The organism is uncultured Psychroserpens sp. (assembly GCF_947501425.1).
GTDB lineage: Bacteria > Bacteroidota > Bacteroidia > Flavobacteriales > Flavobacteriaceae > Psychroserpens.
Genome location: NZ_CANMVN010000003.1, coordinates 108,344 through 126,971, shown reverse-complemented (window position 1 = coordinate 126,971; position 18,628 = coordinate 108,344). Strand labels below are relative to the sequence as shown.

Annotated in this window: 14 protein-coding genes and 1 pseudogene; 10 read left to right on the top strand and 5 right to left on the bottom strand. The window is 33.6% G+C overall.

What is annotated here, in order from left to right:
- Positions 1-4: 4 nt before the first annotated feature.
- The 3 genes from Q0951_RS05490 to Q0951_RS05480 all read right to left on the bottom strand — a co-directional run bounded on the left by Q0951_RS05490 (position 5) and on the right by Q0951_RS05480 (position 4,286).
- Positions 5-1,258, bottom strand: a complete 1,254-nt coding sequence (locus Q0951_RS05490; protein ID WP_299335246.1) for a dihydroorotase family protein — start codon at positions 1,256-1,258, stop codon at positions 5-7.
- Positions 1,255-3,180 carry a BatA domain-containing protein gene (locus Q0951_RS05485; RefSeq protein WP_299335243.1) on the bottom strand — a complete coding sequence of 642 codons (1,926 nt, stop codon included), beginning with the start codon at positions 3,178-3,180 and terminating at the stop codon, positions 1,255-1,257. The genes Q0951_RS05490 and Q0951_RS05485 overlap by 4 nt, the downstream gene beginning before the upstream one ends.
- Before the next feature lie 98 nt (positions 3,181-3,278).
- Positions 3,279-4,286, bottom strand: a complete 1,008-nt coding sequence (locus Q0951_RS05480) for a glycosyltransferase family 2 protein (protein ID WP_299335240.1) — start codon at positions 4,284-4,286, stop codon at positions 3,279-3,281.
- 102 nt (positions 4,287-4,388) lie between these two features.
- Here Q0951_RS05480 and Q0951_RS05475 point away from each other — a divergent pair, with 102 nt between their 5' ends.
- Complete coding sequence (locus tag Q0951_RS05475) at positions 4,389-6,281, top strand: peptidase M61 (RefSeq protein ID WP_299335238.1); 1,893 nt, start codon at positions 4,389-4,391, stop codon at positions 6,279-6,281.
- Between the two features lie 49 nt (positions 6,282-6,330).
- Here the strand turns inward: Q0951_RS05475 and Q0951_RS05470 are convergent, their stop codons facing one another.
- Together Q0951_RS05470 and Q0951_RS05465 are read right to left on the bottom strand one after the other, a co-directional pair.
- Positions 6,331-7,818, bottom strand: coding sequence for a carboxypeptidase (locus tag Q0951_RS05470; RefSeq protein WP_299335235.1), 1,488 nt, complete (start codon positions 7,816-7,818; stop codon positions 6,331-6,333).
- Between the two features lie 43 nt (positions 7,819-7,861).
- Positions 7,862-8,128: pseudogene (locus Q0951_RS05465) on the bottom strand (DUF2400 family protein); the annotation flags it as partial.
- Positions 8,129-8,346: 218 nt separating this feature from the next.
- On the opposite strand from Q0951_RS05465, the gene Q0951_RS05460 reads away from it, so the two are divergent.
- From Q0951_RS05460 to Q0951_RS05420, 9 genes are all read left to right on the top strand, one after another.
- Positions 8,347-8,760 carry a hypothetical protein gene (locus Q0951_RS05460; RefSeq protein WP_299335232.1) on the top strand — a complete coding sequence of 138 codons (414 nt, stop codon included), beginning with the start codon at positions 8,347-8,349 and terminating at the stop codon, positions 8,758-8,760.
- A 108-nt stretch (positions 8,761-8,868) separates the two neighbouring features.
- Complete coding sequence (locus Q0951_RS05455) at positions 8,869-12,573, top strand: efflux RND transporter permease subunit (protein WP_299335230.1); 3,705 nt, start codon at positions 8,869-8,871, stop codon at positions 12,571-12,573.
- A gap of 1 nt (position 12,574) precedes the next feature.
- A complete protein-coding gene (locus Q0951_RS05450; protein ID WP_299335227.1) occupies positions 12,575-13,792 on the top strand; it encodes a TolC family protein in 1,218 nt (405 codons plus the stop codon).
- A 3-nt stretch (positions 13,793-13,795) separates the two neighbouring features.
- Entirely contained in the window at positions 13,796-14,518 is a 723-nt protein-coding gene (locus tag Q0951_RS05445) for an acetolactate decarboxylase (RefSeq protein ID WP_299335225.1), read from the top strand.
- Between the two features lie 34 nt (positions 14,519-14,552).
- The gene (locus tag Q0951_RS05440; protein ID WP_299335223.1) at positions 14,553-14,804 is read left to right on the top strand and encodes a heavy metal-binding domain-containing protein; all 252 of its coding nucleotides are present in this window, start codon (positions 14,553-14,555) and stop codon (positions 14,802-14,804) included.
- Positions 14,805-14,888: 84 nt separating this feature from the next.
- Positions 14,889-15,620, top strand: coding sequence for a heavy-metal-associated domain-containing protein (locus Q0951_RS05435; protein WP_299335220.1), 732 nt, complete (start codon positions 14,889-14,891; stop codon positions 15,618-15,620).
- Positions 15,621-16,412 carry a cation transporter gene (locus tag Q0951_RS05430; protein ID WP_299335217.1) on the top strand — a complete coding sequence of 264 codons (792 nt, stop codon included), beginning with the start codon at positions 15,621-15,623 and terminating at the stop codon, positions 16,410-16,412.
- A gap of 14 nt (positions 16,413-16,426) precedes the next feature.
- On the top strand, positions 16,427-16,903 hold the full coding sequence (locus tag Q0951_RS05425; protein ID WP_299335215.1) for a DUF305 domain-containing protein: 477 nt from the start codon (positions 16,427-16,429) through the stop codon (positions 16,901-16,903).
- The gene (locus tag Q0951_RS05420; protein WP_299335212.1) at positions 16,893-18,620 is read left to right on the top strand and encodes an efflux RND transporter periplasmic adaptor subunit; all 1,728 of its coding nucleotides are present in this window, start codon (positions 16,893-16,895) and stop codon (positions 18,618-18,620) included. The genes Q0951_RS05425 and Q0951_RS05420 overlap by 11 nt, the downstream gene beginning before the upstream one ends.
- The last annotated feature ends 8 nt before the right edge of the window (positions 18,621-18,628 follow it).

Here is an 18,628-nt window from a genome sequence, read left to right as displayed (position 1 = left end):
GTATTTATTTGATTTTCATATGGTTATTGTTAATAACTCCATAAACTTTTCCTTTAAGCTCTGTCCCAATAAACATAGAATTTTTTGAGGTAGATGCTATGTCTTCTTTTGAGAAAGTATAGCGTTCGTCAGGATTAAATAGTGATAGATTTGCGCTGCTCCCAATTGAAATTGGAGAGGGCTCTATACCAAAACGCTCTTTTCCTTTCGTTAAAAGCTCAACAGTTTTCTTTATAGTAAATAGTGAGTTTAAAGCACCAAAAGCACTTTCAAGTCCGATCGTACCATATTTAGCATAATCAAACTCTATCTTTTTATGTTCAATATCTATAGGATTGTGATCGCTTGTTACCATATCTATAGTTCCGTCTTTGAGTCCGTCAATAAGAGCATCAATATCGTTTTGAGTTCTTAAAGGTGGTAATACTTTAAAATTAGTATCAAAGGTCTTTAAGCAATCATCTGCAAACATGATGTTATGTATGGCAACACTACAAGTGACGTCTAGTTTTTTCTGTTTTGCAGCTCTTATCAATTCAACAGATTTAGCTGTTGATACTGTTGGAATGTGTAGTCTACTTTCTGTATACTCCAGAATAAATAAGTCTCTGGCAATTTGTAATTCTTCGGCTAAAGCTGGATTTCCTTTTAAACCTAGAGATGTACTGGTTATGTTTTCATTCATAACACCTAATCCGGTAATTTTTGATTCCTGCGGAAATGAGCACACCAATCCGTTAAAGTTACTTGCATATTGTAAAGCGAGCTTCATCAGGTTAGGATTAGTAATAGGTTTTTGATAATCATAGAACGCAATAGCACCAGCTGTTTTCATATCAAAAAGTTCAGCAAGATCTTTACCATCGCCGTTTTTGGTCAAAGCGCCAATAGGATAGAGGTTAACTAAATTCTTATTTGCTTTAGACTTTAAAAATGATATGTCTGCATACGAATCAATAACTGGATTAGTATTTGGATTTACTGCAACTGCTGTAAATCCTGAAAGTGCAGCAGCTTTGAGTCCGTTTTCTATAGTTTCACGTTCTTCAAAACCTGGCTCTCCAAAACTTACTGAACTATCAAACCAACCTTGAGACACATGTAGATTATCCAATCGGATCTCTTTGTAGTCTTTCGGGTTTTGAATGCGTTTTGAAATATGGGAAATTGTTCCTTTTTCAATAAGAATATCAACGGTTTGATTGTGAAAATCGCTTTTAGGGTCAACTATAGTGGCAGATTTTACAAGTACGTTCATTTCAGAAATTTTAAGATGAGCATTTCAATGATTAAGAAAATCACTGCAAAAATAACAAACCATTTCCATAGTTCATTAACATTAGTAGCACTTTTGATGTCGCTTATTACAGAAGCTACTGAATTATTTATTGTAGCATTAGCTATGTTACCGATATCAAAGTAGTTAAGATTACTCTCTCTACGATCAAAATTAAAGCTCAGGTTTTTAAGAAAAGTGTCTTTATTTTGTACCGAAATAATACCAGCTACATCTGGATATGTATTGGTTATTAACTCCACCTTATTATCATAGGTTTGTTGTAGTGGAATTACTGAATTATCACCATTGACCAAGGTTAAAATATCATCTTGCTGTAGTTTAGTGGCTACATCTATGGTGTTTTCTTGTCCGATAGTGTAAAACAAATCACCTGTTTTTAAACTCTGTTTCCCAATGTTATACAATACAGGAACAATAAGCGGTGAATTCTTGAAATTAGAATTTTCAGCATCTAAGGAAGCCGAAAACCGATATGCATTTTGGGATTGTGACAAGAAAGACGTTCCGTCATCAAAACTTAAAATTGAGTTTAGAGAATTAGTAGCATTATTGTAGAACGTATTTACTTTTGGATATTGAAAATTATTAACCCGTTTATCAAAAACATTACTTAATAGCGGATGAGAAAAATTGATTGTGGTTATCTTTTTCTCAGTAGTATTGAGATTGCTGAATCCTGATAGTTTGTAAAGCGTAAATAATTGATTGTAAGTGTTTAGTGTTGCGTCTTTAGAAGGAATAATTAATATATATCCGCCGTTGTCTGTGAATGATTTTAGAGTTGTAGCTAATGCATTTGGAATAGTTTTAAGTTCATTGAGAATGATCAGATTTTGTTGCTCTAATACATTGTAATTTAATGCACTAAAATTTGAGGACATGTACTCAAATTCGTCACTGGTGTAAATTTTACTTAGGAAACGGTCGTCAGTTTCATTTATAGATAATACATTCACTTTTTCGCGCCTACCAATATTGAAATAAAGTGTGTTGTCGTATTGCAGATTACTATCTTCTATGACAATGCGTCCATTAAATATAGAATTAGCCGGAATAGTAAAGTTGGTGGTCGCACTATCGTCAATATTAACGGCAGTTTTAGCTATAAGTTTATCGTCGTTATAAAGTGATACAGGCAAGGTTTCAATAGCATCACCTTGATTTTTTATAGTGACTGTGAGTTCCAGATTTTCAACTGTTGTTTTGGAGATGTATACACTGTCTATTGCAATATTGCTTGTATTTGTTGGTTGGAGTTGTACCAGTTTTAGGTTGATTAAACTATCAGTAGTGGCAGTTAGTGCTTCTTCTTTTTGTTGAAAATCAGAAACCAAAATTAGATTTTTAATGGTGCTTTCATCATTTGAAAACAACTGCTTCCCTTTTAAAATAGCTGCATTATAAGTCAGTTGGTCTGGTGAATGTTTAAGTTGAATAAGATCATTTTTAACTGCTTTTATACTTGTGTTGTTAAAATTTACATTATTTGTAAAAATAGAGATCTGTTCGTTTTCATCAATATTCTCAATCATATCCTGAATTGCAGTGTTGAGAAGGCTTCCATTAGTACTTGGCGATTGCATACTAAAGGAATTATCTAGATAAATCACTTTTTCACTTTTGGTATTGAAACTATCAGAATTTGATAGGTATGGCTGAGCAAAGGCAATTATAGCAAAGGCTAGTAGCAACAATCGAGTAATTAATGTTAACCATTTTTTAAGCTGAGAGCTTTTTCGCGTTTGTATGGTGAGCTCTTTTAAAAACTGAACATTTGTAAAAGGAACACTTTTAAATTTTCTCAGTTGAAATAAATGAACAATTATAGGAATGATTAGCAGAAATAAGGCGTAAAGAAGTTCTGGGTGTTTAAACTGCATTCCTATTTTGGGATTGTTTTAGTTTGGAATCAAATATAGAAAATGATAAGCGATTTGTGGCTTTAGCTTTTGAGAATTTTAACGTTTCATCAAATTAGCTAACAGAAAAAGAAATAATCGATCATAGGTTGCATTTTCTGATGATTAAAAAACGTTGTGATTTCCTGCTGTGACTCCCAATTAGCTACAGTAACAATACTTTGTGGTTGGTCTAAAGTATTTAAGTGTTGAAAACTGTGTAGTAATTCATTATATATATGCTTACCAATTTTTTTTGGATTATCACAAATCCAGATAAAAGGAACTTTTTTTTGCTTTAAAAGTTTAGCAACTTTCTTGCCTTTTTGTCCCGCTCCCCATATGGTAAGTGGTCTGGTTGAGTCATAATTAAGTTCTAAAAAATAGTCAACCTTCAACTCTAAAAAGTGATTTTCTGCGTAATGTTCATGCGTTCTTGAGGCACGATTGCTGTAATCTCTCCAGTAATGTAAGACAGTTTTACTTGGAATACATTTTATCTGGTTTTTATAAAACCTGAACGTGAGGTCATAATCTTCAGGGTAACGATCAGGTGTAAAAGCACCACAGGTTAAAAAATCATCTCGATGTATCATCCAGCATGGTGAGGGTATGACACACTCTTTATAGATTTCGGTATAATTAGTGCCATTTTCAGTAAGTGTATTAAGCCAAACCTCATATTTAGCATAACCATCACCAATTCCATACTCACTAAAGTATTTTACTAAGCCTAATGCAATATGTTGTTTACCGTGAATTTGTAGTTCATTATGCATTGTGATTAGTTTTTCGGGATGCATGATATCATCGCTATCCATTCTCGTGATGTAAGTCCCCGAACTTTCATTAAATGCTAACTGTAGGGCGTCAATAATACCTTGTCCTGAGTTTTTAAATAATTTAATACGGTTATCTTTATCCGCATAAGACTTAACCAGTTGATAACTATTATCAGTTGAATGATCATCAACAATCAATAGTTCCCAATTACGATAACTTTGATCCAAAATAGAATTTAAACATTCAGTGAGATAGATCTCTGTATCCTTAAACGGAATAAGTATGCTGATAAGCGAATTTGACATATTGCAAAAATACCATTTTAACAAAACCTTAGCTAAATTGCTGGTAACAGATTGTAGTTTTGTGCGTCAGATGAAAATATCTGCAAAAAAATTATCATTAAAATGAAGAAAACCCTATCTATTTTTGCTCTGAGTACTGTACTTGTAGCATGTGGACCGTCAAAATCCACAGTAAATGATTTAGCTACTGCTAATCCAATTTCAACATCTATAAACTTATCTAAAGTTGTAGAAGACAAAGCACCTGTAATGGTAAACCCTGGACGTTTTACACAGGAAACGGTAACATATAGATTACCTAAAGTTGTCCAAGGTACCTATTCTGTTAGTGACTTCGGAAAGTATATTGACAATTTTAAAGCCATTGATTACGATGGAAAAGAAATGACAGTGACTAAGGTAGACACAAACACTTGGACCATTGCTGATGCTACAAACTTGGATAAAATAACCTATATGGTTAATGATACTTTTGATCAGGAAGCCGTTGGAGGTATTGGAGGAGAAGTGCCTTTCTCGCCATCAGGTACTAATATTGAACCTAAAAACTACGTGTTGAACTTACATGGTTTTATTGGTTATTTTGATTCATTGAAGAATGCACAATATACATTAGATGTTACTGCTCCAGCAACATTTGATCGTACTTCAGCTTTACAAAATACGAATTCGACATCAAGTTCTGATGGGACTCAAATTACAACGTCTTATTTTGCACCTCGTTATTTTGACATTACAGATAATCCAATGATGTACGGAAATTTGGATGTTGAAGAGTTTATGGTAGGAGATATCAAAATAGTTTTAAGTGTATATTCTCCAAATAATGTACATAGTGCAGCTAGCTTAAAGGAAACTGCCTATAAAATGATGGAAGCTCAAAAAGCATATTTAGGCGATATCAATAGTACACCGCGTTATGATATCTACTTATATTTAGCAGATGGTAGTGAGGGCTCTCCGAAAGGATTCGGAGCTTTGGAACACCACACATCTACAGTAGTTGTGTTGCCAGAGGCATCTCCTAAAGAAGGCTTGGCGAAATCTATAGTTGATGTTGTTGCTCATGAGTTTTTTCATATCGTAACTCCGTTGTCTGTTCATTCTGAAGATGTACACTACTTTGATTATAACGATCCTACATTTTCTAAACACCTATGGATGTATGAAGGTGTAACAGAATATTTTGCTCAGCATTTTCAAGTATATGAAGGCTTAATGACCAATGATGAGTTTTACAATACGATGATGCAGAAGATCAATTTTTCAAAAAACATGGATGATGCCATGAGTTTTACTGAAATGAGTGAAAATATCCTAGAAGAGCCTTATGCTTCAAATTATATTAATGTGTATCAGAAAGGTGCTTTAATAGGAATGTGTATCGATATTTTGATGCGTGAGGAAAGTAACGGAAATAGAAGTATGTTATCGTTAATGAAAGAACTATCTGCTAAATATGGTAAAGACAAACCTTTTGTAGATGACAACATCATTGCTGAAATTACTGAAATGACTTACCCTTCGGTTGGAGAATTTTTAAATACTCACGTTGTTGGAAAAACGCCTATAGATTACAACGTGTTTTTCTCTAAAGCTGGATTAACTTTAGGAGAGAAAGAAGTACCAACAAATTATATTTTTGCTGGTGGCCAAAACATCATTTTTGATGCAGATCAGGAGAAAGGAACTATTTTCTTTTCGCCAATGGCATTGAACAATTCATTCTGGAAGTCTCAAGGTATTCAAGCTGGTGATGTAATCAAGAAAATCAATGGAAAAGACTTGTCGCTACAAAATGCACAACAACTTATTGGTGGTATGTTTGGTTGGCAGAAAGGTCAGGACATTACGATGACTTTAGAGCGTGATGGAAAACCTATTGAAATTAATACAAAATTAACCGAAGCAACTGCAATTAGCCAATCTTTAATTGAAGATGAAAATGCTACAGCAGCACAAAAAGAATTAAGAAAAGCCTGGTTGAAAGGTTAATAGAATATATCATTTAAAAAAAGGCTTCCATTTAGGAAGCCTTTTTTATTTAGTATTTAGCAGCTTTTCCATTTGCTGACGAGGCTTTTATAAATGCCCTGAGGTCATCATTTGCTTTGATAAGATCTTCATTTCTAAGATACATCATATGCCCACTTCGGTAGCCTTTAAATGTAAAACGGTCTTTCATTTTTCCACTAGGATCTATTTGCCACATGCTGTATTTGGCCTGAAAATACGTAGTGGCTCCATCATAATATCCAGATTGTGTCAAGACGTTTAAATACGGGTTTTGAGCCATGGCTTGTCGCAAGTTATCACGAACATTATCATTGGAGCGATCCCAATTGCCAACATTACCAAAAACATTGTATTTTACATCTGTAGAAAAATTCAGTTCATTTTTAATGTAATAATTAATAGCAGGAGTGAAGGAGTGTAGCCAAGATGTGAGTTCTGCACTATAATCCGGACTTATACCTGTCTCCACTTTATCAATGCCGAGATATCTAGAATCCAATCTTCCAATGGTTTGTCCAGTTTTATCTCGTAGTAACTCTTTCCAGAAAAAACGATTCGGAACATCTAGATTTTGCTGAAGTATAACTTTTTCAGATAAACCAGAATAATAACTCATTGTCTTAGCAATGGCTTTTCGCTCCACATCAGAAATAAATCCACCTTTAGCAATCGCAGGCATCAGCTCATTGACAGCGAAATTTTCAGCTTCTGGTAGAATGTCTAACAAGTCTTTATTTTGAAGTTCAGCAGGTAGCATCTTATGATACCAGGCTGCTGCTGTGTAATAGGGTAAATTTAATCCCGATGATACTGGTCCGCCAACACGTAATACCTTGTAATCGGCAGGAGAGACCATAATTACACCATTGAGATACATCCATTGGTTGTTTTGCAGTTCTAAGGCCAATCCCATAACACGTGTACCACCATAACTTTCACCAATAATATATTTTGGAGACTCCCAACGGTTTTGTCGTGTAACAAATGTATTGATCCAACTCGCCAAATATTTGATATCTGCGTTAATTCCGAAGAACTCCTTATCGTCTGCATAAATGTCGTCAGCTAATTTTACTTTTCTGGAATAGCCTGTATTAACTGGATTGACATAGACGATATCAGCAACATCCAAAATAGAATTCGGGTTGCTTTTTACACCATAAGGTTGCACTGGATATCCTTCATCATCAATATTCAACACCTTTGGACCTGTATAAGCTACGTGCATCCAAACCGAAGCAGAACCTGGTCCACCATTAAACGAAATAATCAATGGTCGTTGATTTCCGTTTTTTACATCTGTGCGCTTGTAATATGTATAATATAATGAGGCAGTCACATTCCCTTCCTCATTCCAAACGGGCTGAAACCCTGTCATGGCGTTATAATTTACCGATTTCCCCTTGATGGTTGTGCTGTGGTTAGTAACAATAGTGGTGTCTATTGGAATTTGTAAATCTTGAGCAAATACGATAGTGCTAGACAATACAAAAAGGTATAAAAGTCTTAATTTCATAATGGGATGAGTTGATTACGCTCTAAAGATAATCAACTGAATCTTAAAATCCTTCAAAAACACCTAAGCCAAATAGCGCAAAATCATATTTTACAGGATCATTAGGATCTAAACGTCGTAGAGCATTGTCTAATTCAGCTAGTGCTTTACCATCGTTTTGTTTGCGTTTTAGAAGTTTTAATTTGCGTGCTACATTTCCGGAGTGAACGTCGAGCGGACAAGAGAGTTGGTTGGGAGAGAGGCTATTCCAAATCCCGAAATCGACTCCGTTATAATCTTGTCTTACCATCCATCTTAAATACATATTGATGTGTATAATTTATACGGCTTAATGCTATATTTCATATAAATTCCAACAAATGACAGACATGATGTTTTATACTCTATTTTTTTTAGTGTAAATATGAAGTTTAAATAAATCTTTATACTTATTAATGCAAATAATTACTACAAATTGTATTACAATTTTTTTAAGTAAAAGTTTACCCAATTTTAATTGAAAAGATTTTTTCTACCTTTGTTATTAATATGAAACAAATATTCCATAAAATAACGTCTTTTCTGATGGCTTTTGTAGTGCTATTTTCTACAATGTCATTTACTGTGAATATGCATTATTGTGGAGATACTTTGGTCGAAACAACTGTCTTTAAAAAGGCAAAAGGTTGTGGAGTGGAAATGCAAAATCCATCAACTGATGGTTGCTCGATTACCAAAAAGAACTGCTGTACCGATGAACAATTAGTAGCAGATGGTCAAGACGAGTTAAAAATTTCTTTTGATAATCTTACCTTTGAGCAACAGCAATTCGTAGCTTCATTTATATATTCTTATATTAATCTTTTTGAAGGGTTTGATAAAGAAGTATCAACATTTCAACAATACAAACCACCACTCGTCGTCAGGCAAATCTACAAGATTGACGAGACCTATTTAATTTGATTTTTAAACAATAGACTTTTTTATCCTATGGCTTTATGTCGTAAGGATAATTTGCAGTATTCGGAGTTTTCACAACACCAATGTCTAATTGTTTAATTATCAAATACTATGCTAAATAAAAGCATCAAATTTTTAATAGAAAACAAACTTGTAGCTGTTTTGTTACTCGTCCTTTTTGTAGGATGGGGAATTGTAAATGCACCTTTTAAGTGGGATACAGGTTTTTTACCAAGCAACCCTGTTGCAGTAGATGCCATTCCTGATATTGGCGAAAATCAACAAATTGTATTTACCCAATGGGAAGGTCGTTCGCCACAGGATATTGAAGACCAAATTACATATCCATTAACGACATCATTACTTGGGATTTCAGGAGTAAAAACGATTCGTAGTTCTTCAATGTTTGGGTTTTCAAGTATCTATATCATTTTTGAAGAAGATGTAGATTTCTATTGGAGCAGAAGCCGAATCCTCGAAAAACTAAACTCGTTACCAAATAATTTATTACCTAATGAAGTCAACCCATCTTTAGGCTCTGATGCCACAGGGTTAGGTCAAGTATTTTGGTACACATTAGAAGGTAGAGACGAAAACGGTAATGTCACAGGTGGATGGGATTTACACGAATTAAGAAGTGTTCAAGATTACTATGTAAAGTATTCCTTGTCATCTGCAAGTGGAGTTTCAGAAGTTGCTTCAATAGGGGGTTATGTTCAGGAGTATCAAGTCGATGTTAACCCTGAATTAATGCGACAATACAATATTGGCTTACATCATATTGTAAAGGCTGTAAAAGAGAGTAACAAAGACATTGGTGCGCAAACTATTGAGATTAATCAAGCCGAGTATTTGGTTAGAGGTTTGGGTTATATTAAGTCTATTTCAGATATAGAAAATGCAGTTGTTACTTCCGAAGATTTCACATCAATTAAAATCAAGGATATTGCAAAAGTATCACTCGCACCAAAAGCAAGACGAGGTATTTTAGATAAAGAAGGTGCAGAAGTTGTTGGTGGTGTGGTCGTAGCAAGATATGGCGCAAATCCATTAGAAGTCATCAACAACGTCAAAGCAAAAATCAACGAATTAAGTTCAGGCTTACCCACAAAAGAATTAAAAGATGGACGAACTTCTCAACTTACCATAGTACCGTTTTACGATAGGTCAGAACTCATAAAAGAAACTTTAGGCACACTCAACGAGGCATTAACTTTAGAAATTCTCATTACCATTTTAGTGATTATCATAATGGTATTTAATCTTCGTGCTTCCGTACTTATTTCAGGATTACTTCCTGTAGCTGTCTTAATGGTGTTTATAGCAATGAAACTCTTTGGAGTAGATGCCAATATCGTTGCACTTTCAGGAATTGCCATTGCTATTGGTACAATGGTAGATGTTGGCGTAATTCTTTCCGAAAATATTATTAGGCATTTAGATGAGAATGAACAAGAATTACCAATTAATACGGTAGTTTATAATGCAACTTCCGAAGTTTCAGGTGCAATTCTTACAGCAGTTTTAACCACAATTATCAGCTTCATTCCTGTGTTTACTATGATAGGTGCAGAGGGCAAATTGTTTAGACCTTTGGCATTTACAAAGACCTTTGCATTGACAGCTTCAATCATTGTTGCTTTATTTTTAATTCCACCGTTTGCTTCCTTTTTATTTCAGAAAAGAAGTATTAAAAAGGTTTCAAAATTTATTATCAATGGTGCTTTAATTCTATTTGGATTAATAGTAATTATTTATGGTTATTGGCTTGGTCTGATTCTTATTGGTTTTGGTGTTTCAGCAATTCTAAAATATCAAAATAGATTATCTGAAAATCAAGTGAACTATGTTAATATTGCTATTTCAGCTTTAGCAATAGTGTTTCTTTTAGCTGAATATTGGAGACCTTTAGGCGTTGACAAAAGCATTTTTTGGAATCTCATTTTCGTTGGTGTTATCTGTTTTGGACTATTAGGGGTTTTTACTGTATTCAGAAATCATTACACACGTATTTTAAGATGGTGCTTAGATAACAAACTTATTTTTTTGTCAATACCAACAGCTATTGTTATTTGTGGATTTTTAATTATGAAAAACACAGGTAAAGAGTTTATGCCATCCCTTAATGAAGGTTCATTTCTGTTAATGCCAACCTCATTACCACATGCAGGAGTTGAGGAAAACAAACGAGTGTTACAGCAATTAGATATGGCTGTTGCAAGTATACCTGAAATTGAAACTGTTGTTGGAAAAGCAGGACGAGTAGAATCTTCTTTAGACCCAGCACCTTTGTCTATGTACGAAAACTTAATTCAATATAAACCTGAATATATGTTGAATGACAATGGAGAACGTCAACGCTATAAGGTTAATGAAGATGGCTTATTTGAACTTAAAAACGGAACAACAGCAAGTAGTCCTAATTATTCAGATGAAGCCGTTACAATGCCTGAAATTAGTTCTAAAGACCTTATTGAAGATGATGATGGCAAGTTTTACAGGAATTGGCGACCTGAAATAAAATCTTCTGACGATATATGGGATGAAATTGTTCGTGTAACAAAATTGCCAGGCATTACGTCTGCACCAAAATTACAACCTATTGAAACACGCTTGGTCATGCTACAAACAGGTATGCGTGCGCCAATGGGGATTAAGGTAAAGGGACAGGATTTAAAACAAATTGAAGATTTTGGTGTACAATTAGAAACAATCTTAAAGCAAGTGGAGGGTGTTAAAACCGAAGCTGTTTTTGCTGATAGGATTGTTGGTAAACCATATCTTTTAATTGATATAGATAGAGACAAGATAGCACGATATGGAATCTCGATTCAAGATGTGCAAGATGTTCTAAAAGTCGCTGTCGGTGGAATGGTATTAACCCAAACAGTTGAAGGTCGAGAACGCTATGGTGTTCGTGTGCGTTATCCAAGAGAACTTAGAGCAAATCCAACGGACTTAAAGAATATTTATGTACCTGTCGAGAAAGGGAATCCTATTCCATTAGGAGAGTTGGTTGATATTCGATATGAGCAAGGCGCACAGGTCATAAAAAGTGAAGATACTTTCTTAATTGGTTATGTCTTGTTTGATAAGCTTAATGATTATGCAGAAGTTGGTGTTGTTGAAAATGCACAGGCTTTAATACAATCAAAAATAGATTCAGGAGAATTAGTTGTTCCCAAAGGTATCAGTTATCAATTTACAGGAACGTATGAAAATCAGATAAGAGCTGAAAAAACACTTTCAGTAGTAGTGCCATTGGCTTTACTTATCATCTTTCTAATACTCTATTTTCAATTTCGTTCAGTTGCCACTTCGTTTATGGTATTTACAGGAATTGCAGTAGCCTTTGCAGGTGGATTTATAATGATTTGGTTGTATGGTCAAGATTGGTTTTTAAACATCAACTTTTTTGGAGAAAACCTTCGAGATTTATTCCAAATGCACCCAATTAACCTAAGTGTTGCCGTTTGGGTTGGTTTTATTGCTCTATTCGGAATTGCAACTGACGATGGTGTTGTGATGGCAACCTATTTAACCCAAACATTTGACAGGAATACACCTGAAACCAAACAAGAGGTAAGAGCATCTGTAGTTGAAGCAGGAACAAAACGTATTCGTCCTTGTTTAATGACCACAGCAACAACCATATTGGCATTATTACCTGTATTGACATCAACAGGACGTGGAAGTGATATTATGATTCCAATGGCGATACCAAGTTTTGGTGGTATGGTTATCGCTTTAATAACCTTATTTGTTGTTCCTGTTCTATACAGTTGGAGACAAGAATTACAACTAAAAAAGCAGTAAGATGAAAAGACTATATATTATATTTATTACGGCTTCAATGATTAGCATTTCTAATGCACAACAGTTGGAAGTTTTAACTAATGAAGCATTAGCAAATAATCCTGAAATTCAAACTTTTGAATTAAAGTATCAAGTAGCAACAGAGCGAGTAAACGAAGCAAACACATTACCCAATACCCAATTAGGAGTTGGTTATTTTGTGAGTGAACCTGAAACTCGGACAGGAGCGCAACGTTTTAAGATTTCGGCAACGCAAATGTTACCATCTTTTGGAGAAATTACAGCAAGAGAAAATTACATCAATTCTTTATCTAATGCTATTTATGAAGATATAGCCATTGCAAAAAGAAAATTGGTTGCGTCTGTATCACAATCCTACTATAATCTGTATGCTCTAATTGAAAAACAGACTGTTTTAGATGAAAATATTGCATTACTGAAAACCTATGAAAAATTAGCGTTAACCTCTGTAGAAGTAGGTAAAGCATCAACAGTAGATGTTTTGCGTTTACAAATGAGACAGAATGAATTGGAGCAGTTAAAGCAAGTCTTAGAACAGGATTATTTAGCTGAATTAACCAAATTTAATAAGCTACTCAACAGAGATAAAAACAAAGAAGTAATTGTCGTAAATGATTTAATAATACCATCTGCAAATGACCTATTTGATTCTGAAAATTTAGCTCTGCACCCTGAATTATTGAAATATGATAAACTTTTCACATCTATACAACAATCAGAATTATTAAACCAAAAAGAGAGTAATCCAATGTTGGGTTTTGGATTGGATTACATAGCAGTTTCTGAAAGACCTAATATGGATTTCAGCGATAACGGAAAAGATATTGTTATGCCGATGGTAAGTCTTTCAATTCCAATTTTCAACAACAAGTATAAATCGAAATCGAAACAGAATGAGTTGAAACAACAGGAGATTTTAGCACAAAAAGAAAGTCGTTTAAACACTTTAGAAACCTTGCTTGACGAAGCTATAAAAAAGACTAATTCTGCAAGAATAAGCTACAATACACAAGTCAAAAATTTGAAACAGGCAAAAGATGCTGAAACTATTTTGGTCAAAAGTTACGAAACAGGAACGATTGATTTTAATGATGTTTTGGATATTCAAGAATTGCAGTTAAAGTTTCAAATAAGCCAAATAGAAGCCATCAGAAGCTATTATTTACAGAGAACCATCATTAACTATTTAACTAAGTAAACCATGAATAAAACAATATATAAAATAGCCATAATGGTAACAACATTAGTTGTTTTATCATGTCAATCTAATGAAAAGAAAACTTCAAACACAGAAGTTAATCATTCAGGTGCTTTAAGAACAATTATGTCAGGGAATATTTCGTCAACAATTAGCTTGGATAGTTTATCTAATAAAGAACATTTTTACGCTCTTGGAGCAATAGAAAATCTCAAAGGAGAAATACAGATTTTTGACAGTAAAGCGAGTAATAGTTTAGTTGTTAATGATGCTATAAAAATTAATGATTCTTATGACGTTAATGCTTCATTATTGGTCTATGCACAAATCGAAGAATGGAATACTTTTCAAATGAATGATGCATTAACTAAATCAGAATTAGAAGCTAAAATTTTTGAGTTGGCACAAGCTAATAATGTTGATACAGAAAAGCCTTTTCCTTTCCTAATTGAAGGAACTGTATCGTCTTTAGATTGGCACGTCATTAATTGGAAAGATGGCGATATGGTTCATAACCACAAGAAGCATAAAGAAGCAGGTTTAAATGGCAAATTAACCAATAGTGATGTCCTGATTTTAGGCTTTTATTCCACAAAGCATAAGGCAATTTTTACACATCATACAACCAATATGCACATGCATTTTAAGACTACTGATGATTCCATAGCAGGACACGTTGATAATGTCGTGATAAGCGAAGTACAAATCAAATTACCAAAACAATAAACTCAATTAATATTAACTATAAATTCAATTAAAAATGAAAACAGCAAGAACAATTTTAGGAATCTTATTAGTAAGTCTTATGCTTACAACAGTATCGTGTAAAGACAACAAAAAAGGCGATACAACTACTAAAACAGATCAGGCAGAAAAGAAAGAGTATGCTTCCGCGTACGTATGCCCAATGCATTGTGAAGGAAGTGGTAGCGATGAAGAAGGAGAATGCCCAAAATGCGGAATGGATTACGTAAAGAACGAAGACCATAACGCTAATGGACATGAACACTAATTAGTTGCAAAAGAGGCAACATTAAATTTTAGTGTTGCCTTTCTTTAATGGAAGTTAATATATAATTGATAAAAGTAAAAAGACATGAAACACACATATAAAATTACAGGAATGACCTGTGGCAGTTGCAAAGCATCTGTTGAAAATAGTTTAGGTAGTATAGAAGAAGTTACTAATGTAGAAGTTAATCTTGAAAACCAAGAAGCTATAGTTACTATGAATAGCCATATTGAAGTTCCCGAACTTCAAAAGGCTTTATCCTCTAAATATGCCATTACGGAAAAAGAACAGAAGAACGTTTTTGCTTCTACGCAATCATCAAACTTTGAAACAGAAGAAGAAAAAAGCAAGTTACAACAGCTAAAACCATTATTGCTTATTCTGTTTTATATAACAGTAGCAAGTATATTACTACATTTTAAAAATTGGAATTGGAGTGAAGTTATGTTAGACTTTATGGGCTTGTTCTACATCGTGTTCAGTTTCTTCAAGATGTTAGACTTAAAAGGATTTCCAGAATCTTTTAGAATGTACGACCCATTGGCAAAACAAGTTCCTGCTTATGGTTGGATTTACCCTTTCATTGAAACAGCTTTAGGGTTGATGTTCTTAATGCGATTTGAAGTAAATATTGCTTTAATCATAACGCTTGTTGTATTAGGAATTACCACCATTGGAGTTACAAAAACACTTTTAGATAAAAAATCAATTCGATGTGCTTGTTTAGGTACTGCCTTAAAGTTACCTATGACAGAAGCCACCTTTATTGAGAACGCTATAATGATAGTTATGGCGAGTTTAATGCTAATCTTTTAAATGAAAAAATCAGTTTTCAAAATATCAAAAATGGATTGCCCATCAGAGGAAAATCTAATTAAGATGAAACTTTCAGATATTGATGGCATTAATCAACTTGATTTCGATTTAGAAGAGCGAACCCTAACTGTATATCATGTCAGTAACATAACTATTATTAGCGATTCAATAAAGGAATTAAATCTAAATGAAAGTTTAGTTAGTTCCCATGAAACGGATGAAATTATTGTTGAATCTAAAGCTGAACAATCAAGGTTATTGTGGATTGTACTTATCATAAACTTTGTGTTCTTTGCTATTGAAATGAGTACAGGGCTAATTTCAAAATCAATGGGATTAGTAGCTGATAGCTTAGATATGTTAGCAGATTCATTTGTATATGCGTTAAGTCTGATAGCAGTTGGGGGAAGTGTTTTGAAAAAGAAACGAATAGCAAAGTATGCAGGTTATTTTCAAATTACACTTGCTGTTTTAGGAATTATTGAAGTTGTACGTAGATTTTTAGGTTTCGAGGCTTTACCTGTGTTCTCAACAATGATTATTGTTTCAATATTTGCATTAATAGCCAATGGTGTCTGTTTATATCTATTACAAAAATCAAAAAGTAAAGAAGCCCACATGCGTGCAAGTATGATTTTTACATCTAACGACATTATCATAAATCTTGGAGTAATTGTAGCAGGCGTATTAGTAAATCAATTCAGTTCTGGATTACCAGATTTAGTAATAGGAATAATAGTTTTCGTATTAGTCATTCAAGGTGCAATCAGAATTTTAAAATTAAGTAAATAATCAAATTAAATATTATGGAAAATCACAACAATATAAAAAAATCAAACTACAAGAAATTTGGTCTAATGATGTTAGTATCATTTATTATGATGTATGCTATTATGTTTTTAAATGTATTTGAATTAGACCATGTTTTATTGAGTACAACAAGAACTTATATGACTTTACTTATGGTTGCGCCTATGGCAATTTCAATGCTATTATTTATGTGGAATATGTATAAGAATACTAAAGTTAACTATTCAATTATTGGTGTTTCATTCATCGTATTTTTCGGTTGTCTTTACGGATTGAGAACACAGACACCTATCGGAGATATTCAATGGATGAAGGCTATGATACCTCATCATTCATCAGCCATTCTCACAAGTTCTAATGCAAATTTTGAAGATGCAGAAGTTCAAAAATTGGCAGATGATATTATTGAAGCACAAAAAAGAGAAATAGCAGAAATGAAAGCAATGATAAAACGACTTGAAGATGAAAAATAATAAAATTCTTAGTTACTTCGGAATATTAGCAGTTGGTTTGCTTTTAGGATGGTTGTTATTTGGTGGTTCATCTAATGACAATGCAGAGCATAACCATAGTGAAGTTTCTGAATCAGAACAAATGTGGACATGTTCTATGCATCCACAGATTATGCAACCTGAAGCTGGCGATTGTCCGATTTGTGGCATGGATTTAATTCCTGCCGAAACAAGTTCTGTTGGATTGAACGCTAATGAATTTAAGTTATCAAAAAACGCAATGGCTTTAGCAAACATTCAAACTTCTGTTGTTGGCAATAATACAACTGATAATGCTACAATTAAGCTATCAGGAAAGATTGCTGAAAATGAAGATGCCAATGTAGTTCAGGCAAGTTATTTTTCAGGAAGGATTGAACGACTAAATGTAAGTTCAGTCGGAGAAAAAGTTCGTAAAGGTCAGTTATTGGCAACTATCTATTCACCTGAATTGTTTTCAGCACAACAAGAGTTAATTACGGCTTCTACAATGAAAGAATCACAACCTGAATTATATAAAGCAGTCCGTAATAAATTGAAATTATGGAAAATTTCAAATAGTCAAATAAATCAAATTGAAGCATCAGGAAATATAAAGCAAAACTTTCCAATATATGCTACTGTTTCAGGGACGGTATCGCAAAAGTTAGTAGAACAAGGTGATTACGTAAAACAAGGTCAGGCATTGTTAAAGATAACTAACTTAAATACTGTTTGGGCATTATTTGATATCTATGAAAACCAGATAGAACTATTTAAAAAGGGACAAGAAATTACCGTTACTACGAACGCTTATCCAAATAAAGAATTTAAAAAGAAAGTGGATTTTATTGACCCAATGATGAATCCAAAGACAAGAACCGTTGACCTTCGTGTTGTATTAAACAACAGAAATGGAGAGTTTAAGACAGGTATGTTTGTAGAAGGAATTATTGAAAACATATCCTCTGATTCAGAACAAAAATTAACTATTCCAACTTCTTCTGTATTGTGGACAGGTGAACGTTCAGTAGTGTATTTAAAAACTAATCCTAACGAACCGATTTTTGAAATGCAAGAAGTTGTTTTAGGAAAACAGGTCGGTGAACAATATGATGTGATTGATGGTCTAAAGGATGGTGATGAGATTGTTACTAATGGTACATTTACCGTTGATGCTTCAGCACAGCTTCAAGGTAAAAAGTCGATGATGAATAAAGAAAGTGGTAAAACCATGACAGAACATGAAGGTCATAAGATGGATATAATGGCAGAAAAAGTTGATTTTAATAGTACCGTTGAAAAATCTTTTCAGCCTGTTATTGACGCTTATATCAATCTGAAAGATGCCTTAATTGAGTCTGATGTATCGATGGCTTCATCTAAAAGTGAGGCATTCAGAAAAGCATTAGAAGAAATACCTGTAAACCAAAGAGAACAAACGTATAATTATTGGTCTATTCTACATAAAATATCTAAAGGTATAAATGAAAATATGAGTTTGGAACATCAGCGTAAACAGTTTCAAATGATTTCAGATAAGCTAATAGAAATGGTTAGAAACTTTGACGATGTGAATAACAAGTTATTTGTGCAGTTTTGCCCAATGGCTGACAATAACAATGGTGCATTTTGGATAAGTAAGGAAGAACAAGTTCTAAATCCATATTTTGGTGATGTAATGTTGAAGTGTGGAAGTATTGAACAAATAATAGAGTAAGTTGTTAA